This window comes from Streptomyces sp. NPDC107581 (genome assembly GCF_055657175.1).
Genome location: NZ_JBVKBH010000003.1, coordinates 704,511 through 724,949, shown reverse-complemented (window position 1 = coordinate 724,949; position 20,439 = coordinate 704,511). Strand labels below are relative to the sequence as shown.

The 20,439-nt window shown below is 71.4% G+C and carries 19 protein-coding genes and 1 pseudogene; 10 read left to right on the top strand and 10 right to left on the bottom strand.

Features of this window, described 5'->3' with window-relative positions; genetic code table 11:
- From ACZ7P3_RS09920 to ACZ7P3_RS09905, 4 genes are all read right to left on the bottom strand, one after another.
- Positions 1-500 (bottom strand): acyl-CoA dehydrogenase family protein (locus ACZ7P3_RS09920; protein WP_472080285.1); only part of this gene is annotated, 500 nt, incomplete at its 3' end.
- Positions 501-505: 5 nt separating this feature from the next.
- Entirely contained in the window at positions 506-1,447 is a 942-nt protein-coding gene (locus ACZ7P3_RS09915; RefSeq protein ID WP_472080283.1) for a hydroxymethylglutaryl-CoA lyase, read from the bottom strand.
- Positions 1,444-3,372 carry an acetyl/propionyl/methylcrotonyl-CoA carboxylase subunit alpha gene (locus ACZ7P3_RS09910; RefSeq protein ID WP_472080281.1) on the bottom strand — a complete coding sequence of 643 codons (1,929 nt, stop codon included), beginning with the start codon at positions 3,370-3,372 and terminating at the stop codon, positions 1,444-1,446. Before ACZ7P3_RS09910 ends, ACZ7P3_RS09915 begins: the two co-directional genes overlap by 4 nt.
- 11 nt (positions 3,373-3,383) lie before the next feature.
- Positions 3,384-5,000, bottom strand: coding sequence for a carboxyl transferase domain-containing protein (locus ACZ7P3_RS09905; RefSeq protein ID WP_472080279.1), 1,617 nt, complete (start codon positions 4,998-5,000; stop codon positions 3,384-3,386).
- Positions 5,001-5,096: 96 nt separating this feature from the next.
- On the opposite strand from ACZ7P3_RS09905, the gene ACZ7P3_RS09900 reads away from it, so the two are divergent.
- From ACZ7P3_RS09900 to ACZ7P3_RS09885, 4 genes are all read left to right on the top strand, one after another.
- Positions 5,097-5,696 (top strand): SACE_7040 family transcriptional regulator, encoded by a 600-nt coding sequence (locus tag ACZ7P3_RS09900; protein WP_472080277.1) that lies wholly within the window; start codon positions 5,097-5,099, stop codon positions 5,694-5,696.
- Positions 5,697-5,865: 169 nt separating this feature from the next.
- Entirely contained in the window at positions 5,866-7,023 is a 1,158-nt protein-coding gene (locus tag ACZ7P3_RS09895) for an acyl-CoA dehydrogenase family protein (RefSeq protein ID WP_472080346.1), read from the top strand.
- Positions 7,024-7,059: 36 nt separating this feature from the next.
- Positions 7,060-7,926 (top strand): acyl-CoA thioesterase, encoded by an 867-nt coding sequence (locus tag ACZ7P3_RS09890; RefSeq protein ID WP_472080275.1) that lies wholly within the window; start codon positions 7,060-7,062, stop codon positions 7,924-7,926.
- A gap of 425 nt (positions 7,927-8,351) precedes the next feature.
- Positions 8,352-8,744 carry a hypothetical protein gene (locus ACZ7P3_RS09885; protein ID WP_472080273.1) on the top strand — a complete coding sequence of 131 codons (393 nt, stop codon included), beginning with the start codon at positions 8,352-8,354 and terminating at the stop codon, positions 8,742-8,744.
- A 79-nt stretch (positions 8,745-8,823) separates the two neighbouring features.
- Here the strand turns inward: ACZ7P3_RS09885 and ACZ7P3_RS09880 are convergent, their stop codons facing one another.
- Positions 8,824-9,612, bottom strand: coding sequence for a phosphatase (locus tag ACZ7P3_RS09880; RefSeq protein ID WP_472080271.1), 789 nt, complete (start codon positions 9,610-9,612; stop codon positions 8,824-8,826).
- A 62-nt stretch (positions 9,613-9,674) separates the two neighbouring features.
- A complete protein-coding gene (locus ACZ7P3_RS09875; RefSeq protein WP_472080269.1) occupies positions 9,675-11,345 on the bottom strand; it encodes a PucR family transcriptional regulator in 1,671 nt (556 codons plus the stop codon).
- Positions 11,346-11,550: 205 nt separating this feature from the next.
- Between ACZ7P3_RS09875 and ACZ7P3_RS09870 the strand changes: the two genes are divergently transcribed.
- The 4 genes from ACZ7P3_RS09870 (at position 11,551) to ACZ7P3_RS09855 (ending at position 16,425) form a co-directional block, all read left to right on the top strand.
- Positions 11,551-13,020: a sodium:solute symporter family protein gene (locus ACZ7P3_RS09870; protein WP_472080267.1), complete on the top strand. Its 1,470-nt coding sequence runs from the start codon at positions 11,551-11,553 to the stop codon at positions 13,018-13,020.
- A 56-nt stretch (positions 13,021-13,076) separates the two neighbouring features.
- Entirely contained in the window at positions 13,077-14,045 is a 969-nt protein-coding gene (speB, locus tag ACZ7P3_RS09865) for an agmatinase (RefSeq protein ID WP_472080265.1), read from the top strand.
- 22 nt (positions 14,046-14,067) lie between these two features.
- The gene (locus tag ACZ7P3_RS09860) at positions 14,068-15,756 is read left to right on the top strand and encodes a thiamine pyrophosphate-binding protein (RefSeq protein ID WP_472080263.1); all 1,689 of its coding nucleotides are present in this window, start codon (positions 14,068-14,070) and stop codon (positions 15,754-15,756) included.
- 126 nt (positions 15,757-15,882) lie between these two features.
- Entirely contained in the window at positions 15,883-16,425 is a 543-nt protein-coding gene (locus ACZ7P3_RS09855) for a DUF1707 SHOCT-like domain-containing protein (protein ID WP_472080261.1), read from the top strand.
- 112 nt (positions 16,426-16,537) lie between these two features.
- Here ACZ7P3_RS09855 and ACZ7P3_RS09850 read toward each other — a convergent pair.
- The 3 genes and pseudogenes from ACZ7P3_RS09850 to ACZ7P3_RS09840 form a co-directional block, all read right to left on the bottom strand.
- Positions 16,538-16,765, bottom strand: a pseudogene (locus ACZ7P3_RS09850) (transposase); the annotation flags it as partial.
- 46 nt (positions 16,766-16,811) lie between these two features.
- The gene (locus ACZ7P3_RS09845; RefSeq protein WP_472080259.1) at positions 16,812-17,009 is read right to left on the bottom strand and encodes a DUF397 domain-containing protein; all 198 of its coding nucleotides are present in this window, start codon (positions 17,007-17,009) and stop codon (positions 16,812-16,814) included.
- Between the two features lie 8 nt (positions 17,010-17,017).
- On the bottom strand, positions 17,018-17,869 hold the full coding sequence (locus ACZ7P3_RS09840) for a helix-turn-helix domain-containing protein (protein ID WP_472080257.1): 852 nt from the start codon (positions 17,867-17,869) through the stop codon (positions 17,018-17,020).
- 205 nt (positions 17,870-18,074) lie between these two features.
- On the opposite strand from ACZ7P3_RS09840, the gene ACZ7P3_RS09835 reads away from it, so the two are divergent.
- Positions 18,075-18,479 carry an ATP-binding protein gene (locus ACZ7P3_RS09835; protein ID WP_472080255.1) on the top strand — a complete coding sequence of 135 codons (405 nt, stop codon included), beginning with the start codon at positions 18,075-18,077 and terminating at the stop codon, positions 18,477-18,479.
- Between the two features lie 323 nt (positions 18,480-18,802).
- Here ACZ7P3_RS09835 and ACZ7P3_RS09830 read toward each other — a convergent pair whose 3' ends face one another.
- Positions 18,803-19,156: a peptidase inhibitor family I36 protein gene (locus ACZ7P3_RS09830; RefSeq protein ID WP_472080253.1), complete on the bottom strand. Its 354-nt coding sequence runs from the start codon at positions 19,154-19,156 to the stop codon at positions 18,803-18,805.
- Positions 19,157-19,490: 334 nt separating this feature from the next.
- Here ACZ7P3_RS09830 and ACZ7P3_RS09825 point away from each other — a divergent pair, with 334 nt between their 5' ends.
- Positions 19,491-20,414 carry a serine hydrolase gene (locus ACZ7P3_RS09825; protein WP_472080251.1) on the top strand — a complete coding sequence of 308 codons (924 nt, stop codon included), beginning with the start codon at positions 19,491-19,493 and terminating at the stop codon, positions 20,412-20,414.
- Positions 20,415-20,439: the final 25 nt, after the last annotated feature.

Here is a 20,439-nt window from a genome sequence, read left to right as displayed (position 1 = left end):
GTGATGTCGGTGCCCGAGTTGGTGATGAAGCACTTCGTGCCGTTGATGACCCATTCGTCGGTGTCGGGGTCCAGGCGGGCCGTGGTGCGGGTGGCGCCGGCGTCGCTGCCGCCGTCGGGCTCGGTGAGGCCGAAGGCGCCGAGGATCTCGCCCGCGCACAGCCGGGGCAGCCACGTGCGCTTCTGCTCCTCGGTGCCGAAGAGGTGGACCGGCATGGCGCCCAGGGAGACGCCGGCCTCCAGGGTGATGGCCACGGACGAGTCCACCCGGGCCAGTTCCTCCAGGGCGATGCCGAGCGCGAGGTAGTCGCCGCCCATGCCGCCGTACTCCTCCGGGAACGGCAGTCCGAACAGGCCCATGCGGCCCATCTCGCGGACGATCTCGTAGGGGAACTCGTGCCGCTCGTAGAAGTCGCCGATCTTGGGTGCCACGACATCGTGCGCGAACGCCTCCACCGTGCGGCGGAGTTCCTCCAGCTCGGGGCTGAGGCGGTGGTCCATGCTGATCACTGGTCCTTGTGGGAGAGAGCGCGGACGGTACGGGACGGGCTGGGCCGGCCCAGCTGTTCGGCCATCCACACGCTCGTGGCGGTCAGACGGCCGAGGTCGACCCCTGTCTCGATGCCGAGGCCGTGCAGCATCCATACGAGGTCTTCGGTGGCGAGGTTGCCGGTGGCGGACTTGGCGTAGGGGCAGCCGCCCAGGCCTCCGGCGGAGGCGTCGACGGTGCTCACGCCGTGTTCCAGGGCCGCGTAGGTGTTCGCGAGCGCCTGGCCGTAGGTGTCGTGGAAGTGCACGCCGATCGTGTTCGTCGGCACGCCCTCCTCGTTCAGCAGGGCGAGCAGTTCCAGGACGTGGCCCGGGGTGGCGACCCCGATGGTGTCGCCGAGGCTCAGCTCGTCGCAGCCCATGTCGCGCAGGGCCGTGCAGACGCGGGCCACCTGGTGCAGCGGCACCGCCCCCTCCCAGGGGTCGCCGAAGCACATGGACACATAGCCGCGCACCTGCGCGCCCGCGTCCTTCGCCTGCCGCACCACCGGGTCGAACACGGCCAGCGACTCGTCCACCGTGCGGTTGAGGTTGGCCTTCGCGAAGGACTCCGTGGCGCTCGCGAACACCGCGATGCGGCGGGCGCCGAGCGCCAGCGCCCGCTCCAGGCCGCGCTGGTTGGGCACCAGGACCGGGAGTTCGACGTCGAGACCGCTCACGAGCGGGAACAGCCGCTCGGCGTCGGCGAGCTGGGGCACCCACTTCGGGTGCACGAAGCTCGTCGCCTCGATCGTGGTCAGGCCGGCGTCGGCCAGCCGGCGGATGAACTCCGCCTTCACCTCGGTCGGTACGGCCGTCTTCTCGTTCTGCAGGCCGTCGCGCGCGCCGACCTCGTGGATGCGCACCCGCTCGGGCAGGTCCTGGGCCGGTACGACCATGGGCAGTCCGTCGGTGCTCACTGAGCCGCCTCCTTGGGTGTGATGACGGCCAGCACCTGGTCCATGGCGACCGTCGATCCCGGGGTCACGTCCAGTTCGGCGACCGTGCCGGCGTGCGGGGCGGAGATGACGTGCTCCATCTTCATCGCCTCGACCACCAGCAGGCTCTGCCCGGCCGACACCTCGTCGCCGACGGCCACCTTCACCACCGTCACCGTGCCGGGCATGGGCGCGGTGAGCGAGTCGGCGCCGGCGTGCGCGGCCCCGGTGAGGGAGGCGGCCACCGGGTCGTGGTCGCGCACGTGCCAGGCGTCGCCGTCGCGGCCGATCCAGTCGCCCGCGCGGCGGAAGCCGTGCCGGACTCCGTCGAGGGTGACGAAGACCCGGTCGCCGGTGACGGTGTGGGCGCCGCGCGGGGCGTACGTCACGGGATCGGCGACCCGCAGGGGGAAGGAGGCCGGCTTCGGGGTGCCGCCCAGGCGCCAGCCGCTCGGCACCGAGAAGGGGTCCACCCAGCCCCCGGCGCGCGGGCGCAGCGCCTCCAGCCGTACGGCGGCCGCCGCCTCGTACACCTCCTGAGGCACCTCGGTGGAGACCAGTTCGTCCACCACCCGCTCCACCAGGCCGGTGTCCAGCTCGCCCGCCACCACCGCCGGGTGCGCCAGCAGCCGCCGCAGGAAGCCCGCGTTGGTCTGCACGCCCAGCGTGACGGTCTCGGCGAGGGCGGCCCGGAGCTTGCGCAGCGCCGTTGCGCGGTCGGGGCCGTACGCGATGACCTTGGACAGCATCGGGTCGTACAGGCTGCCCACCTCCGTGCCCTCGCTGAGCCCGGAGTCGGTGCGGACGCCGTCGCCCTGCGGCTCGTCCAGCAGCAGCACCGTGCCGCCGGAGGGCAGGAAGCCGCGCGCGGGGTCCTCGGCGCAGATCCGGGCCTCGACCGCGTGCCCGGTCAGCCGCACGTCCTGCTGCGCGAAGCCCAGCCGCTCACCGGCCGCCACCCGCAGCTGCCACTCCACCAGGTCGAGCCCGGTGATCAGCTCCGTGACCGGGTGCTCCACCTGGAGGCGGGTGTTCATCTCCATGAAGTAGTACGACGACGGGTCGCCGCCCGGCACGATGAACTCCACCGTGCCCGCGCCCCGGTACCCGCACGAGCGGGCCGCCTGCACGGCCGCCTCGCCCATCGCGGCCCGGATCTCCTCGTCGAGGAGGACGCTCGGCGCCTCCTCGATGATCTTCTGGTGCCGGCGCTGGAGCGAGCACTCGCGCTCGCCGAGATGGACCACGCCCCCGTGGCCGTCCGCCAGCACCTGGATCTCGATGTGCCGGGGCCGGTCCACCCACCGCTCCACCAGCAGGGTGTCGTCCCCGAAGGAGGCGCGGGCCTCGCGGCGGGCGGCCGCGATCTCCTCCTCCAGCACGGTCATGTCCCGCACCAGGCGCATGCCCTTGCCGCCGCCGCCCGCCGAGGGCTTGAGCAGCACCGGGGTGCCGATCTCCCGGGCGGCGTCGGCCAGCTGGACGTCCGTCAGCCCGCTGCCGCTGGAACCCGGCACGACCGGCACGCCGGCCGCCTGCACGGTCTCCTTGGCCCGGATCTTGTCGCCCATCAGGGCGATGGCGTCCGCCGGAGGGCCGATGAAGACGAGCCCCGCCTCCTCGCACGCGCGGGCGAAGCCCGCGTTCTCGGCGAGGAAGCCGTACCCGGGGTGGACGGCCTGGGCGCCGGTGCGGGCGGCGGCCTCGAGCAGCCGCTCCACCGACAGATAACTCTCGGCGGCGGGCGCCGGACCGATCCGTACCGCCGTGTCGGCCTCCCGTACGTGCCGCGCGTCCGCGTCGGCGTCGGAGAAGACCGCCACCGAGCGCACGCCCAGCGAGCGGAGCGTACGGATGACGCGTACGGCGATCTCGCCCCGGTTGGCCACGAGCACTGTGTCGAACACGGTTCCCCTCCTCACATCCGGAAGACGCCGAACTGGGGGTCTCCCAGTGGCGCGTTGGCACAGGCCGTCAGGGCGAGGCCCAGGACCTGGCGGGTCTCCAGCGGGTCGATCACGCCGTCGTCCCAGAGGCGGGCGGTGGCGTAGTAGGCGTTGCCCTGGCGCTCGTACTGGGCGCGGATCGGCGCCTTGAAGGCCTCTTCGTCGTCGGCGGGCCACCGCTCGCCCCGCGCCTCCAGCTGGTCGCGCTTGACGGTGGCGAGGACGGAGGCGGCCTGCTCGCCGCCCATGACGGAGATCTTGGCGTTCGGCCACATCCACAGGAAGCGGGGGGAGTAGGCCCGGCCGCACATCGAGTAGTTGCCGGCGCCGTACGAGCCGCCGACGACGACGGTCAGCTTGGGCACCCGGGTGCACGCCACGGCCGTCACCATCTTGGCGCCGTGCTTGGCGATGCCGCCCGCCTCGTAGTCCTTGCCGACCATGAAGCCGGAGATGTTCTGCAGGAACACCAGCGGGATGCCGCGCTGGTCGCACAGCTCGATGAAGTGGGCGCCCTTCTGGGCGGACTCGGAGAACAGGATGCCGTTGTTGGCGACGATCCCGACCGGGTGACCGTGGATCCGGGCGAAGCCGGTGACCAGGGTCTGCCCGAACTCGGACTTGAACTCGGCGAAGCGCGAGCCGTCGGCCACGCGCGCGATGATCTCGCGCACGTCGTAGGGCGTGCGGGAGTCCACCGGGACGGCGCCGTAGAGCCCGTACGGATCCACCTTGGGTTCGACGGCGGGCGTGACCTCCCAGGGCAGGGGCCGCCGGGCGGGCAGGGTGGCCACGATGTTCCGCACGATCCTCAGGGCGTGCGCGTCGTCCTCGGCGAGGTGGTCGGTGACACCGGAGACCCGGGAGTGGACCTCGCCGCCGCCCAGCTCCTCGGCGGTGACGACCTCGCCGGTCGCCGCCTTCACCAGGGGCGGGCCGCCCAGGAAGATCGTGCCCTGGTTGCGCACGATCACGGCCTCGTCGCTCATGGCCGGGACGTAGGCGCCGCCGGCCGTGCACGATCCGAGGACGGCCGCGATCTGCGGGATCCCGGCGCCGGACATCCGCGCCTGGTTGTAGAAGATCCGCCCGAAGTGCTCGCGGTCGGGGAAGACCTCGTCCTGCATGGGCAGGAAGGCGCCGCCGGAGTCCACGAGGTAGACGCACGGCAGCCGGTTGTCCAGGGCCACCTCCTGCGCGCGCAGGTGCTTCTTCACCGTCATCGGGTAGTACGTGCCGCCCTTGACGGTGGCGTCGTTGGCGACGATCACGCACTCACGCCCGCTGACCCGCCCGATCCCGGCGATCACCCCGGCGGCCGGTGCCTGCCCGTCGTACATCCCGTCGGCCGCGAGGGGTGCCAGTTCCAGGAACGGCGACCCGGGGTCGAGCAGCGTGTCCACCCGGTCCCTCGGCAGCAGCTTGCCGCGCGCGGTGTGCCGGGCCCGCGCCTTCTCGCCGCCGCCGAGGGCGGCGGCGGCCAGCTTGGCGCGCAGTTCCCCGACGAGTGCGAGGTGGGCGCCTTCATTGGCCCGCCAGGCCTCCGACGCGGGATCTGCCGCGCTCGTCAGCTCCGGTGCCTCGTGCATCCTGCGGTCCCCTCACCCAGTGGTCGAACTGTTAATGAGCGTTAACCATTTCCTTCAGGTTAACGACCGCTAACCTCGCTGTCTAGAATTACTGGCATGGTCACCAGAGCCGACGCACCCACCCGCCGTGAGCAGATCCTCAAGGAGGCGGCCCGGCTGTTCGCCGAGCGCGGTTTCCATGGCGTCGGTGTGGACGAGATAGGCGCCGCGGTCGGCATCAGCGGCCCCGGTCTGTACCGGCACTTCCCGGGCAAGGACGCGATGCTCGCGGAGCTGCTGGTGGGGATCAGCGGCCAGCTGCTGACGGGGGCCAAGCGGCGCCTGGCGGAGGCCGACGGGCGGGTGGACGCCCCGGCGGTGCTGGACTCGCTCATCGAGGGCCACATCGACTTCGCCCTGGACGACCGCCCCCTGATCACCCTGCACGACCGTGAGCTGGACCGTCTGCGCGACAGCGACCGCAAGCTGGTGCGGCAGCTGCAGCGGCAGTACGTCGAGCTGTGGGTGGAGGTGGTCCGCGAGGTGTATCCGGTGCTGACCGAGCCCACGGCCCGCTCGGCGGTCCACTCGGTCTTCGGCCTGCTGAACTCCACGCCGCACCTCGGCCGCGCGGGCACCCTGCCGGGGCGCGGGGCCACGGCGGTGCTGCTGCACCGGATGGCGCGGGGGGCGTTCGCGGCGGCCGGTCAGCAGTAGCCGGGCCGTTTCCGCAGGCCGCGGCGGTGCCGCGGACCCCGCCCCCTCGGCGTGACGAGCGTTACGGCGCAACCCCCCTGGACGGGGTTCCGTACTCGCCGGTACGGTTGTACCTGAGCAAGCGCTTAGACATGTCAATGTCATGCCGAGGTACGTGGAGGTGGGCGGCGTGCGCCGTACGGTGTTCAACGAGGATCACGAGGCGTTCCGGGAGACCCTGCGCGCCTTCATCGAGGCCGAGGTCGTGCCGGTGTACGACGAGTGGTTCGCCGCCGGCCAGGCCCCGCGCGAGTTCTACTACAAGCTCGCCGAGCTGGGTGTCTTCGGCATCCGGGTCGACGAGGAGTACGGCGGCGCCGGCATCGACTCCTACAAGTTCGAGGCCGTCCTGTACGAGGAGACCGCCCGCGCGGGCGTGCAGTTCGGCGGCTCCGGCGTGCACGTGCTGCTCGGCCTGCCGTACATCAAGCTGCTCGCCACCGACGAGCAGAAGAAGCGGTACCTGCCGAAGTTCGTCTCCGGCGAGGAGATGTGGGCCATCGCGATGACCGAGCCGGGCACCGGCTCCGACCTCGCGGGCATGAAGACCACCGCCAAGCTCTCCGAGGACGGCACGCACTACGTCCTCAACGGCGCCAAGACCTTCATCACCGGTGGCGTGCACGCCGACCGCATGATCGTCTGCGCCCGCACCTCCGCGCCCACCGCCGAGGACCGCCGCCACGGCATCTCCCTCTTCGTCGTGGACACCAAGGCCGAGGGCTACTCCGTCGGCCGCAAGCTCGACAAGCTCGGCCTGAAGACCTCCGACACCGCCGAGCTGGCCTTCGTCGACGTCAAGGTGCCCGTCGAGGACCTCCTCGGCGAGGAGAACAAGGGCTTCTACTACCTCGGCCACAACCTGGCCTCCGAGCGCTGGGGCATCGCCTTCGGCGCCTACGCGCAGGCCAAGGCCGCCGTCCGGTTCGCCAAGCAGTACGTCCAGGACCGCGTCGTCTTCGGCCAGCCCGTCGCCGCCTTCCAGAACACCAAGTTCGAGCTGGCCGCCTGCCAGGCCGAGGTGGACGCGGCCGAGGCCGTCGCCGACCGCGCCACGGAGGCCCTGGACGCCGGTGAGCTGACCCCCGCCGAGGCCGCCTCCGCGAAGCTCTTCTGCACCGAGGTCGCGCACCGCGTGATCGACCGCTGCCTCCAGCTGCACGGCGGCTACGGCTTCATGAACGAGTACCCGATCGCCCGCCTGTACGCGGACAACCGCGTCAACCGCATCTACGGCGGCACCAGCGAGATCATGAAGTCGATCATCGCCAAGGACATGGGTCTGTAGGGTCCCCGTCATCACGGGCCGGTACACCTACACGCCATGAGCCAGGCACTCCAGGACCTCCTCGATCTGCTCGACCTCGAGCAGATCGAGGAGGACATCTTCCGCGGCCGGTCCCGCTCCGCCGTCGTCCCGCGCGTCTTCGGCGGGCAGGTCGCGGCGCAGGCGCTGGTCGCCGCCGGGCGCACGGTCCCCGCGGACCGTCTCGCCCACTCCCTGCACGCGTACTTCCTGCGCCCCGGTGACCCGGGCGCGCCGATCGTGTACAGCGTCGACCGCATCCGCGACGGCCGGTCGTTCACCACCCGCCGCGTCGTGGCCGTCCAGCACGGCAAGCCGATCTTCCACCTCTCGGCGTCCTTCCAGACGTACGAGGAGGGACTCGACCACCAGACCCCCGTGCCGCCCGCCCCGGACGCGGAGACCCTGCCCACCTCGCAGGAGCGGCTGCGCGGCTACGACCACCTGGACCCGGCGGTCGTGGAGAAGTTCGTGGAGGCCCGCGAGGCGATCGACCTGCGGTACGTGGACGAGCCGCCGTACGGGCAGTTCGGCGAGCCGCGCGAGCCGCACAGCCAGGTGTGGTTCCGCACCAACGGCAAGCTCGATGACGACCCCCTGCTCCATGTCGTCCTCGCCACCTACGTCTCCGACATGACCCTCCTCGACTCCGTGCTGCTCGCGCACGGGCGCGGCGGCTGGGCCGTGGGGGACGTCGTCGGGGCGTCGCTGGACCACGCGATGTGGTTCCACCGGCCCTTCCGTGCCGACGAGTGGCTGCTGTACGACCAGGAGTCACCGTCCGCGTACGGCGGCCGGGGCCTGGGCCAGGCCCGCATCTACACCCAGGACGGACGGCTCGCCATCTCGGTGATCCAGGAGGGCGTGGTCCGCGTCCCCCGGTGAGCCCCGCGCAGTTGTTGAAGCTCGAACACCTCACTGCCGCGCCCGAGTTGGTCACCTGGCGGTGGGCCCCCGTCCGGCCCGCCGCGGGGTGCCCGCGGACCCTGCCCCGGGGCCGGTCCGGCGCACCCCCGCTCGAAGTGACGAGTGACGCAAGGGGTACTAGGCTTTTCGAGTGAAAGCCGCAGCGCACGGCAGGCCCGGCCGACGAGGATCCGCACCCCTCGGTCCTCAGCCGCAGCACCCGATGGCGCGACCGCGCACGGGTGGGCTGCAGGTGTCGGCATCGGAGGCGCACGTCGTGCCGTTCACCCCCCTGCGGTGACACCTGAAGACCGCGCCGCACCGTCCTCTGGCCTGCGGCGACGGCCATCACCTCGGCGCTCCAACGGAGCCGCGAGAGACGATGGAGATGGAAGGTAAATCCCATGCGATCACAGCGCACGAGGCGCCTTGTCGCGATGTCCGCAGCCGGGCTGATGCTGGCCGGCGGAGCAGCGATAGGTGCAGCGGGCACCGCCTCGGCGAGCTCGTCCTACGACCACGGCTCCTACAGCAACAGGGACTGCGGCGACCACGGCCACGGCGGCTGGTGGAACGACGATGACGACTACGGCGATCACGGCGATCACGGCGATCACGGTGGTTACGGTGGTGACCACGGTGGTTACGGTGGTGACCACGGTGGTTACGGTGGCGACCACGGCGGCTACGGCGGTGATCACGGTGGTGGCGGCGGCTACGGCGGCGGTGGCGGCTACGGTGGCGGTGGTGGCTACGGTGGCGGTGGTGGCGGCTACGGTGGCGGCGGCGGTCGCTGAAGTCGTTGACCGGACCACAACCTGAACACCACGGTGTGCGGCCCCGCCGGCGGGGCCGCACACCGTGCTCGTCGTCGGGTCAGGCCAGGCCCGCCTCCGCCAGCAGATACGCCGTCATCGGGTCGTAGTGGCGGGGGCTGAGTACGTGGTCGTCGAGCGGCACCGCCACCTGCAGGGTGCCCTCGGACTCGGCGAGGAACAGCGCCGGGTCGTTGCAGTCGGCGTAGCCGACGGAGTCGACGCCGTGCTGTCCGGCACACCCGGCCCAGCCGTGGTCGGCGACCACCAGGTCCGGCAGCGGGCGTCCTTCGCGCTCAAGTCCGCTCAGGATCGCCCGCATCGGCTCGCCGGAGTGTGTGTGCCACAGCGTCGCCCCGTGCTCCAGCACGGCCACGTCCGCGAACTGCATGACGTATCCCTCGTCCGTCTGCAGTCCGTCCGGGATGACGAGGATCTCGCAGCCGGTGGCGCGCAACGCGGCGGCCGTGGCCCGGTGCACGTCCAGCAGGCCGCCCGGGTGACCGGTCGCGAACAGCACCCGCTGCTGGGCGTCGGCCGCCTTGCGCAGCCGCCGGGCCAGGCGCTCCAGTGCGTCCACCGTCAGCTCGGGGTCGATGGTGTCCTGCCCGTACCGGTACTCGGGATCGTCGTTGACGCCGACCCGCTCGGCCATCACCGCGAGCACGTCCTGCTCGTCCGACCAGCGGTCGCCCAGCTCCAGACCGAACCAGTAGTTGCGGTCGCCGTTGGCCAGCTTGCGGTAGTGGGAGAGGTTGTTCTCGCGGGGCGTGGCGACGTCCCCCGCGATACGGGTCCTCACCAGGTGGTCGACTAGCTGGGCGCGGCTGGGTGTCCCGGGTATCGGCATGCCTTCCATTGTGGGGCAGCGGGCGGTGCCCGTCGCAGGCATATCGGCTCCTGGGACACGGGTCACTCGCCCTGCCGCAGGGCGAACCACAGCTCCATCCGTACGTCCGGATCGTCCAGGTCGGCGTCCAACAGCGAGGCACAGCGGGCGATCCGCTGCCGCACGGTGTTGCGGTGCACTCCGAGCGCCACCGCCGTACGGTCCCAACTGCCGTGCAGGGACAGCCAGGCCCGCAGCGTGTCGGCGAGCGCGGCCCGGTCGGCGAGCGGCGCGAGCAGCGCGCGGGCGTGTGCCCGGGCGTCCGCCGGCGGCACCAGGTCGTCGAGGCCCGGCCGGGCTCCGTGCCGGACCAGGGCGGCGCGGGTGGCGCGGGCGCGGGCCAGGGCACGGGCCGCCTGGGTGTCGGCGGCGGTCCACTCCTGCGGGCCGGCGGCCGAGGAGACCCCGAGGGTCCAGCCCGGCTGCGCCACCGGCTCCCGCTCCGCGGGGACCAGCACCCGTACGACGTCCCGGGCGAGGTCGACCAGCGGCGACCCCAGCGCGGCCCCCAGCGCGGAGGCGGCCACGGCGTCCGGCACCTGTCCCTCGGGCCGGGCATGCACGACGACCCACCGGCCGTCGCCCAGCAGCGGCGCGACCGCTTCCGGCGCGGCACCGAGGAGCAGCCGCACGAGCGCGGACGACCGTGCGGCACCGGCCCCGCTGTGATGCTCGCCGGTGAGCAGCGACAGCAGCACGGCGGCGACGGAGGCGATGGTGTGATCGCCCGGCTCCCGTCGGGTGCTGGCCACACCGAGGACGAAACCGCCGCCGGCCCCCAGGGCATAGGCGGCCAGGTGGGTGCCGCCGAGGGTGTCGGCGGCGGAGGTGGGGGTGGGCGCGGGGCGTGAGCCGGGGGTGGGCGGCTGGGCGGTGGGGGTGGTGGGGCGTGAGCCGGGGGTGGGGGATGTGGCTGATGCGGCGGTGGCGGATGCGGTGGTGGCCGGGGAGGAGGCGGCCGGTGCGGTGTCGGCGGGGGCCGGGGCGGTGGTCCCGGCCCAGTCGTCCGGGTCGTGGTCCGCTCCGGGAGCCGCCCGGCCCGTCGGCCGCACCACCCCCGCCAGGCCCTCCAGCGCCTCGCGGACCCCCAGGGCCGGCTCCCGGCCCGCGGCCGCGATCTCGGTGCCGTCGGGGCCGTAGAGGATCGTGCGGCCGCTCAGGCGCTGGGCCAGCTGGCGCAGGACCGAGGGCACCGGGTCCGGACGGGAGGCGGCCGCCGCGAGGCTCTGCTGGGCCTCCGTGACGCGGCGCAGCTCGGCCAGGCGGGCCTGCGCCATCAGCTGCCAGACCGCGCGGGCCACCCCCGAGAAGGTCGTCCGGGGCGGGACCTCCAGCAGCGGAAGGCCGTACGCCTCGCACGCCGCGACCAGGGCGCGCGGGACCGTGTCGTGCACCGGAGCCAGACCGAAGCCGAGGGCCGCGCCGCCCGCCGCCACGATCCGGGAGACGTAGTCCTCGAAGTACGTGCCCGAGCCCGCCGCCTCGGGGATGTGCACCCCGGCGGTCAGCAGCAGCTCGCCGCCCAGCAGGTACGGGTAGGGGTCGGCCATCTCCGAGGTGTGCGCCCAGTGGATCACGGTGTCCGGGTCCGCGGGGCCCGCGATCTGCCGCAGCCCCAGGTCCTCGCGGGCCAGCAGGGCCGACAGCGGGACCGGTGGGGTTGGTGGGACTGCTGGGGAGACCGTCTCCGGCATGGTGTGCACTCCTTCCATCCCGTGCGGCATCGAATGGATGAAACGTACACTTCGCAGTCGCTTTCCGGCCACCTAGTGTCAAGTCAGCACGGCAGCCGCGGGTACGGGCGGATGTCCCCGCGATCCGCTGCCGTCGCTCCTCTTCGCAGGAAAACCCACGTCTCTGCACGACACGCCACCGACAGTGCGCGAAGGAGGGCCTCACATGGCCGTCGACTACACAGTGATCGTCCTCTATCTGGCCGGGATGCTGGCCATGGGCTGGTGGGGCATGCGCCGCGCCAAGTCGAAGAGCGAGTTCCTGGTGGCCGGCCGCCGCCTCGGACCCGCCATGTACTCCGGCACCATGGCCGCGATCGTCCTCGGCGGCGCGTCCACCATCGGCGGCGTCGGCCTCGGCTACAAGTACGGTCTCTCCGGCGCCTGGATGGTCTTCACCATCGGCCTCGGCCTGCTGGCCCTGTCGGTCTTCTTCTCGGCCCGCATCGCCCGCCTGAAGGTCTACACGGTCTCCGAGATGCTGGACCTGCGCTACGGCGGCCGGGCCGGTGTGATCTCGGGCGTGGTCATGTGGGCGTACACCCTCATGCTGGCGGTCACCTCGACCATCGCCTACGCCACGATCTTCGACGTCCTCTTCGACATGAACCGCACCGTCGCGATCGTCCTCGGCGGCTCGATCGTCGTCGCGTACTCGGCCCTGGGCGGCATGTGGTCCATCACGCTCACCGACATGGTGCAGTTCGTGGTGAAGACGATCGGCGTGCTGCTGCTCCTGCTGCCCATCGCGGTCGTCAAGGCGGGCGGCTTCTCCGAGATGAAGGCCAAGCTGCCGACCTCGTACTTCGACCCGCTGGGCATCGGCGGGGAGACGATCTTCACATACGTGCTGATCTACACCTTCGGCATGCTCATCGGCCAGGACATCTGGCAGCGCGTGTTCACCGCGCGCAGCGACAGGACCGCCAGGTGGGGCGGCACGGTGGCCGGAACCTACTGTCTGGTCTACGCCCTCGCCGGCGCCGTCATCGGCACCGCGGCCAAGGTCCTCTACCCCAAGCTCGGCAGCCCCGACGACGCGTTCGCGACCATCGTCAAGGACGAACTGCCTGTCGGCGTGCGCGGCCTGGTGCTGGCCGCCGCCCTGGCCGCCGTGATGTCCACCTCCTCCGGCGCCCTGATCGCCTGCGCCACGGTCGCCAACAACGACATCTGGTCCCGGCTGCGGGGCGTGGTGCGCCCGGGCGGCGAGGAGCACGCCCCCCACGACGAGGTCAAGGGCAACCGCGCCTTCATCCTGATCATGGGCGTCGGGGTGATCGGCACGGCGATCGCGCTGAACAACGTGGTCGAGGCCCTGACGGTCGCCTACAACCTCCTGGTCGCCGGTCTGCTCGTCCCGATCCTCGGCGGTCTGCTGTGGAAGCGCGGCACCGTGCAGGGCGCGCTGGCCGCCGTGATCGTCGGCGGCCTCGCCGTGATCGGCCTGATGGCGGGCTACGGCATCCTCGCCAACGAGCCCGTCTACTACGGCCTGCTCGCCTCCCTCGCCGCCTACGCGGCCGTCTCCCTGGCCACGAAGCCCACCGACGAGGCCGTCCTCACCGCCTGGCGCGAGCGCCTCGCGGGACGGTCCCCCGAACTCGCGTCCGAACCGGTCCCGGCTCACCAGTAGAGTCGTATGGAAAGCAGTACATGCGCGATGAAGCGCAGGAAAGAAGGCATTTCATCATGAGCAGCAACGAGACGCCCCGCGGCCCCGTCGACTCCTCCCGCATCCCGCGGTACGCCGGACCCGCGACCTTCGCCCGGCTGCCCCGTCTGGACGAGGTCGGCACCGCCGACGTCGCCGTCGTGGGCGTGCCGTTCGACTCCGGCGTCTCGTACCGGCCGGGCGCCCGCTTCGGCGGCAACGCCATCCGCGAGGCGTCCCGGCTGCTGCGCCCCTACAACCCGGCGCAGGACGCCTCTCCCTTCGCCCTCGCCCAGGTCGCGGACGGCGGCGACATCGCCGTGAACCCGTTCAACATCAACGAGGCCGTCGACACCATCGAGGCGGCGGCGGACGAGCTGCTCGGCACCGGCGCCCGCCTGATGACCCTGGGCGGCGACCACACCATCGCCCTGCCGCTGCTGCGCTCGGTCGCCAAGAAGCACGGCCCGGTGGCCCTGCTCCACTTCGACGCCCACCTGGACACCTGGGACACCTATTTCGGCGCCGAGTACACGCACGGCACCCCGTTCCGCCGCGCCGTCGAGGAGGGCATCCTCGACACCGAGGCGCTCTCCCACGTCGGCACCCGCGGCCCGCTGTACGGCAAGCAGGACCTGACCGACGACGAGAAGATGGGCTTCGGCATCGTCACCTCCGCGGACATCTACCGCCGCGGCGCCGACGAGGTCGCCGACCAGCTGCGCCAGCGCATCGGCGACCGCCCGCTGTACATCTCCATCGACATCGACTGCCTCGACCCGGCCCACGCCCCCGGCACCGGCACCCCGGAGGCGGGCGGCATGACCTCCCGCGAGCTGCTGGAGATCCTGCGCGGGCTGGCCTCGTGCAACCTGGTGTCGGCGGACGTCGTCGAGGTGGCGCCGGCGTACGACCACGCCGAGATCACCTCGGTGGCGGCCTCCCACACGGCCTACGAACTCACCACCATCATGAGCCGCCAGATCGCGGCGGCCCGCACCGTCTGACTCGCTTAGGGGACCGAGAGCAGTGACTCACGACCACGACCTGGTACTCCGCCCGACGGCGGCACAGATCTCGACCGCTCTGAACCCGCCCCCCGGGCGCAACGGCGGAGACCTGGTCGTGGAGACCCTGGCCGGGCTCGGCGCGACAACGGTCTTCGGCCTGCCCGGCCAGCACGCGCTGGGCATGTTCGACGCCCTGCGCCGCTCGTCGCTGAGGTACGTCGGCCTGCGGGTGGAGAACAACGCGGGCTTCGCGGCGGACGCCTACGGCCGTGTCACCGGCGAGGCGGCCCCGCTGCTGCTCTCGACCGGCCCCGGCGCGCTGACCTCGCTGGCCGCCCTCCAGGAAGCGGCCGCGGCCTCCGCGCCCGTCCTGGCGATCAGCAGCCAGATCCCGACGGCGGGCCTGGGCGGCGGCCGCCACGGCTATCTGCACGAACTCCCGGACCAGGCGGCCTCGTTCCGGGGGGTCGTGAAGTCGGTGCACACCGTCCGCAGCCAGTCCCAGATCCCCTCCGCCGTCACGGCGGCCTGGAAGTCGGCACTGACCGCCCCGCACGGTCCGGTGTGGGTGGAGATCCCGCAGGACGTCCTTCTCGCCGAGACCTCCGTGCCGGTGGTCACGGGGGTGGACGCGACCCCGGACGAGCTGGTCCCGCGCCCCGAACTGACCGCGGTCGCGGCGCACTTGCTGTCGCAGGCGGCGCGCCCGGCGATCATCGCGGGCGGCGGGGTCGTACGGGCGGACGCCTCGGGCAAGCTGAAGGCGCTGGCCGAGAAGCTCGACGCCCCCGTCGTCACGACCTTCGGCGGCAAGGGCGCCTTCCCCTGGGAGCACCCGCTCTCGCTCCGGTCCTGGCTGGAGGACCGCCACACCACGGACTTCCTGGAGGACGCGGACGTCCTCCTGGTGGTCGGCTCGGGGCTCGGCGAACTCTCCTCGAACTACCACACGTTCAAGCCGCGCGGCCGGGTGATCCAGATCGAGGCGGACCTCGGCAAGCTGGAGTCCAACTATCCCGCCCTCGGCATCCACGCGGACGCACGCCTGGCGCTGCAGGCCCTGCTGGAGACGGTCGAGGAGCGCACGGACGGGTCGGCGCCGCAGCGGGTACGGGAGCTGCTGTCCCGGGTCTCGGACCGCATCGCCGCCCAGGAACTCACGCTGGAGCAGGACGTGCTGGCGTCCGTCCGCCGTGCCCTGCCCGCCGACTCCCCGTCCTTCTGGGACATGACGATCCTGGCGTACTGGGCGTGGTCGGCCTTCGACCCCCGGGGCGTGAACACCATGCACTCGGCGCAGGGCGCCGGCGGCCTGGGCTACGGCTTCCCGGCCGCGCTCGGCGCGGCCGCCGCGGACCCGGGCCGCCCGGTCCTCGCGGTGTCCGGCGACGGAGGAGCCCTGTACTCGATCGCCGAGCTGGCGACGGCCCGTCAGTACGACCTCCCGGTCACCTGGCTGATCGTCGACGACGGCGGCTACGGCATCCTCCGCGAGTACATGACGGACGCCTTCGGCCAGGCGACGGCGACGGAACTGACCCGCCCGGACTACGTGGCCCTCGCCGAGTCCTTCGGCGTCCCCGGCGTCCGGACGACCCCGGAGACCCTGGAGGAGGACCTGTCGAAGGCGCTGTCGTCCCCCGGCCCCTCGGTGGTCGTACTCCCGGCACTGCTCAGGATGTTCGCGCCGACGCACCTGGGCCAGTGATCCGGTCCTGAGTTCACATCCCGCCGCATGAGCCGTGGTGCGTTCCCGTCCGCCTCCTCGCCGGATGCCTTGTCCGCCAGGGACCTCGGCGGGTTCGCATCGCCGGCACGGCAGTAGGGTGAATCGGTGACTCCCTTACCGGAAGACTCGGCGCCGCTGATCGGCGAGGACGACCGCGATACGGCCGTGCAGCGCCTGCAGGAGGCGTACACCGAAGGGCTCATCTCGCACGAGGAGCTGGACGAACGCCTCCACCGCGTGCTTACCGCCAAGGCGCAGAGCGAGCTAGTGCCGGCTCTGGCCTCGCTCCCGGAGGAGCACCCGGGCACCCCGTCGACGATCGCCGCCGCCGGCGGACGGATCCGGCGGCGCGGCGAGTGGCGGGTACCTCGGACCCTCAAGGTCGAGTCCGCGTTCGGAAGGGTGCGCCTGGATCTGTCCCGGGCGGTCATCGAGCATCCGGTGGTCGACATCGAGTTGCAGCTCGGCACCGGCGGGGCCAGGATCACGGTGCCTCGTGACGCCGTCGTCGAGGTCGAGGGTCTGCGCACCGGGTGGAAGGACTTGCGGTACAAGGCCCGGCGGCGTTCCCGGACCGGCGGACCGAAGATCCGAATCTCCGGGACCATGGGATTCGGACGATTGAAGATCCGCCACGCCCGGCGTTGAGGCTCCATTGCTCGCACAGGTGAAGACGCTTGGCGATATCGGCGGGGTCCTGACACCTGTCACCGATCTCCACGGCGGAGCCTTGCAAGCCGGAGGCCACAGACCGTCGCCGGTGACGATCATGGACTCTCTTCCACTTTCCGGACCGGGTGGGCAGGTCCCGCCATGGAACGCCGGTTCGCAGCCGGAAGAGAATGCCGTTGATGACGGTGCGGTGATCCTTCTTGATGGGGGTGTCGCACCATGCCCTCGACAACTCGCCGAAGAAGGCTGCTTGTTCACGGGTGCTCGGAAGCCGGTGCCCGAGCCGGAGCACGATCGAGCAGTTCGCCGCGCTCATCGGCCGTGCCGCTCCGGCCTCGGCACGGGTCGCCGGACCCGGCCCGCTACGGCGTCGTAGGCGCGTCCTTGAGGGCTTCGACGAAGTGGGCGAAGGCTCCGGCCGGGAAGGTCAGCGCGGCTCTGGCCGGGGCTTTTGAGTCACGGACGGATATGTGGGTGTCCAGGTCGGCGACTTCGACGCAGGCGTTGCCGTCGCCGCTGCCGGAGTGGGAAGACTTCCGCCAGTTGTCCGAGGTGGTCACCGTGCGCCTCACAGTTCCTTGGTCAATCTGTGGATGAGGTCACCCGACCGAGTGGGGTCAAGTGACACCCCCTCAACTCTACGGAAAAGTGTTCGGAACACGTCGAGTTGTGCCTCGGAGTCGATGAAGAGAGAACCGTGGGGGCCGTCGCGTACCACGGTGTCCAGTTTGGGGACGAGGTCGCCGGCGTACGACATGACGGCTGTGATGTCGGCGAAGTCGTCCAGCTCGAAGGGGATGACGCGTACGGTCACGTGGTCTGCTTCGGAGAGTTCCAGGATGCGCGCCAGCTGAGCCCGAGCGGCGATCCGGCCGCCCACCCTGATCCGCAGTGCCGCCTCGTGTACCAGCGCCTCGTACCGGACCGGTTCCGCCCGCTCGAGGATGGCACGCCGCTGCATTCGGTGGCGGACGCGCAACTCGACTTCCTCTTCGGAAAGCTCGGGAACGCGGCGGGAGAAGAGCGCCCGCGCGTAGTCCTCGGTCTGGAGCAGGCCCGGGACGTGCAGGAAGTCCACGTCCCACCGGTAGTCGGCGTGATGTTCCAGCTCGGACAGATCGAGGAAGGGCGCGGGCAGCCGCCCCTGGTATTCCTCCCACCAGCCGCGGGTCCGATCGGTCGCCATGGCCACGAGAGCCTCGATCAGTGCCTCGTTCGTGCAGGCGTAGTGGGCGGCCAGGCGTCGTGTTCGTTCCCCGCTCACACCGGCGACGCCGGATTCGATCTGGCTGATCTGGACGGAGTCGACTCCGAGCAGCTCTGCCGCTTCGCGAGCCTTCATGCCCGTCGCCTCGCGCAGTCTGCGCAGTTCAGCGCCCAGCCGCACCTTGCGGGCCGTGAGATGCCTCTTCGGCGGCAATCGCTGTCTCCTGTCTCAACTGCCTTGCGGCTGTAACTCGTTCGGGCGCCAGAATACGGCAGCAGCTTGCGCCTTCCTAAATTTAGGAAATACCGTCAGTGGCGCAGTGCTCACACAGCGGAAGCGCACCGCGCCGTCCTGCCATGACGGTGCGGCAAGGCCACCGCATGCCAAATCCCTTTCACCGCACCGGAGTTGATGACGCATGCCCGAAACCTGGGACTACACCCTCCACATCCCCAACGACCTCAGAGCCGTCACTGTCTGCCGCCGTACTCTGCGCCTGATCCTGACGCTGCACGGCCTGATCGGGCTCGTGGACACGGCGGAACTCCTCGCGGCGGAGCTGATCTCGAACGCCGTGCGGCACACGAAGGGGCCGGCGGCCCTGAGGGTGCGCCGGACGGCGCAGGGGGTGGTGTGGATCGGGGCCTGGGACACGGATCCCGAGCCGCCTGACCCGCCCACGCCGTTGGGTCGGGTCGGCGAGGTGGAGCAGGGGCGGGGGCTGGGCCTGGTGATGGCCTGCGCGGACTACTGGGGCTGGCAGCCGTCGGCCCGGTTCGGGAACCGGGGCAAGTACGTGTGGTGCGAACTCGCGGCGGCTTAGGGCGTCCGCCGAACTTCTGCGCGAAGCCCTCCCGTCGAGTCACCAGTTCCGTCGGGGCGGATATCAGCCGTCCCCTGCGGTCACGGACCCGCGGCAGTTCCGTGGGAAGTCGAGGCCGCGTCGGCTGCTGTCGGCATCCGGTGCGGTGGAGTAGGTCCTGGGCCCGCGGGGACAGACCCGAGGGGTCTTCCAGGATGTGCTGCTGGGTGAGGGTAAGGGTGAGGGTGCGGGAAGGCCGTCACGCCGGCCCCCCCCGGCCTGTCGGTTCAAGGCGGGGGAGGTCCGGGGGGCGTGGCGTACGGCAGTTCCCGTGGGCGGCCCGGTCAGCAGGCGCCCGGGCCGACCCCGTCGATCCGGCCGCCGAAGTCGCCGCGGTACTGCGAGCGCCAGTCGCCGTTGAAGACGTCCCGCTTGGCGACCGGGTCCCAGTCGATGAAGCACGCGCGGGTGGAGGCGACGAAGGAGCCCACGTTGTCGTGGAGGCTGGGCGGCATGTCGCGGTAGCCGCTGCGGGCCGTCCACTCCCAGTAGTCCCCGCCGAAGCCCTCCCCGCTCCAGAAGCACACCGAGCCGTCGGGACAGGACGGCGCGGCGGCCCGGGCCGAGGCGGACTGGGCGGGCAGGACGAGGGCGGTCAGGGCGAGGACGGCGACCAGGGACCAGGACCGAATCTTCACGAGGCGCTCCAGGAAGGGGAGTTGACGGTGCCTCGGCGGACATGCGGAGGCGCAGCCATGCTCCTGTCCCGGGCCCGGGACACGCCCGGGCCCAAGATCGACATCACCGGTGTGAGTTAACTAGTAGCACCGGAGGAGGCGGCAGGCGTTCCGGTATGCGGCGGAATGTCGGCGGGGCTGCCGCGAGCCGTGCCACCCCTCTCGTTCCCCCGAACTGCCGCCCTGCGAACATGCGTACAACTCTCGGCCGCCCTGGCGCGTCACTTCAGAAGGCGCCGGGGTGCGCCCGACGGCGTCCGGGTGACGCCATACGACCTTCAAGGGGGAACCTTCCATGACTCACCGGATATCCCGGCGTGCCAGGGTGCTGGCCGCGGCTCTCGGCGCCGGGGTCCTCATACCCGCCGTGGCCGCCGCCTCTCCGGCCGCCGCGGCGGCGCCGACCGTCAGCTGCACTTCGGGCAAGGCGGGCCTGGCGGCCAAGCTGCAGAAGGACATCACGGCGGCGCTCGCGAACCGCAAGGGCACGGTCGCGGTCGGCCTGTACGACCGCAGCACCAGCACCACCTGCTCGCTGCGCGCCACCAGCTCCTACGACTCGGCCAGCACGGTGAAGGTCACCGTCCTCGCCACGCTGCTGTGGGACGCGAAGAAGCACAACCGGTACCTGACCTCCACCGAGGACAAGCTCGCCACGGCGATGATCACGCAGTCGGACAACGACGCGACCAGCAAGCTGTGGAAGCAGCTGGGCCTGACGAAGGTGAAGGGCTTCCTGTCCGCCGCCGGCATGACGAAGACCACGCCGGGCGCCGACGGTTACTGGGGTCTGACCCAGATCAACGTCACCGACGAGCAGAAGCTGCTCAAGCTCGTCACCGCCAAGAACAGCGTGCTGAGCGACAACGCCCGTTCCTACATCATGAAGTTGATGGGCAAGGTCATCTCGTCGCAGCGCTGGGGCACGCCCGCCGGGGCGCCCTCCTCGGTCGCGGTGCACGTCAAGAACGGCTGGCTCCAGCGCTCCACGCACGGCTGGCGGGTGCACAGCCTGGGCACCTTCAACGGCGGCGGCCACGACTACATGATCAGCGTGCTGACGCAGGACAACAGCACCATGGACTACGGCGTCACCACCATCCAGAACGTCGCCAAGGCCATTCACAAGGACCTGGTCCCGACGACGTCCGCCGTCGCGCGCTACACCCCGACCAGCAGGCCCAGCGAGGCGTTCGTGGCGGTGCCGCCGCAGGGCTGACGCTTCACGAGGAGGTCTCCCGCCT

Excerpts from the sequence above, each read along its gene's own strand:
- ACZ7P3_RS09885 (WP_472080273.1), top strand. The coding sequence starts at position 8,352 with ATGCGATCACAGCGCACGAGGCGCCTTGTCGCGATGTCCGCAGCCGGG.
- ACZ7P3_RS09905 (WP_472080279.1), bottom strand. The coding sequence starts at position 5,000 with ATGCACGAGGCACCGGAGCTGACGAGCGCGGCAGATCCCGCGTCGGAG.
- ACZ7P3_RS09890 (WP_472080275.1), top strand. The coding sequence starts at position 7,060 with ATGAGCCAGGCACTCCAGGACCTCCTCGATCTGCTCGACCTCGAGCAG.
- ACZ7P3_RS09900 (WP_472080277.1), top strand. The coding sequence starts at position 5,097 with ATGGTCACCAGAGCCGACGCACCCACCCGCCGTGAGCAGATCCTCAAG.
- ACZ7P3_RS09825 (WP_472080251.1), top strand. The coding sequence starts at position 19,491 with ATGACTCACCGGATATCCCGGCGTGCCAGGGTGCTGGCCGCGGCTCTC.
- ACZ7P3_RS09875 (WP_472080269.1), bottom strand. The coding sequence starts at position 11,345 with ATGCCGGAGACGGTCTCCCCAGCAGTCCCACCAACCCCACCGGTCCCG.
- ACZ7P3_RS09880 (WP_472080271.1), bottom strand. The coding sequence starts at position 9,612 with ATGCCGATACCCGGGACACCCAGCCGCGCCCAGCTAGTCGACCACCTG.
- ACZ7P3_RS09835 (WP_472080255.1), top strand. The coding sequence starts at position 18,075 with ATGCCCGAAACCTGGGACTACACCCTCCACATCCCCAACGACCTCAGA.
- speB (WP_472080265.1), top strand. The coding sequence starts at position 13,077 with ATGAGCAGCAACGAGACGCCCCGCGGCCCCGTCGACTCCTCCCGCATC.
- ACZ7P3_RS09870 (WP_472080267.1), top strand. The coding sequence starts at position 11,551 with ATGGCCGTCGACTACACAGTGATCGTCCTCTATCTGGCCGGGATGCTG.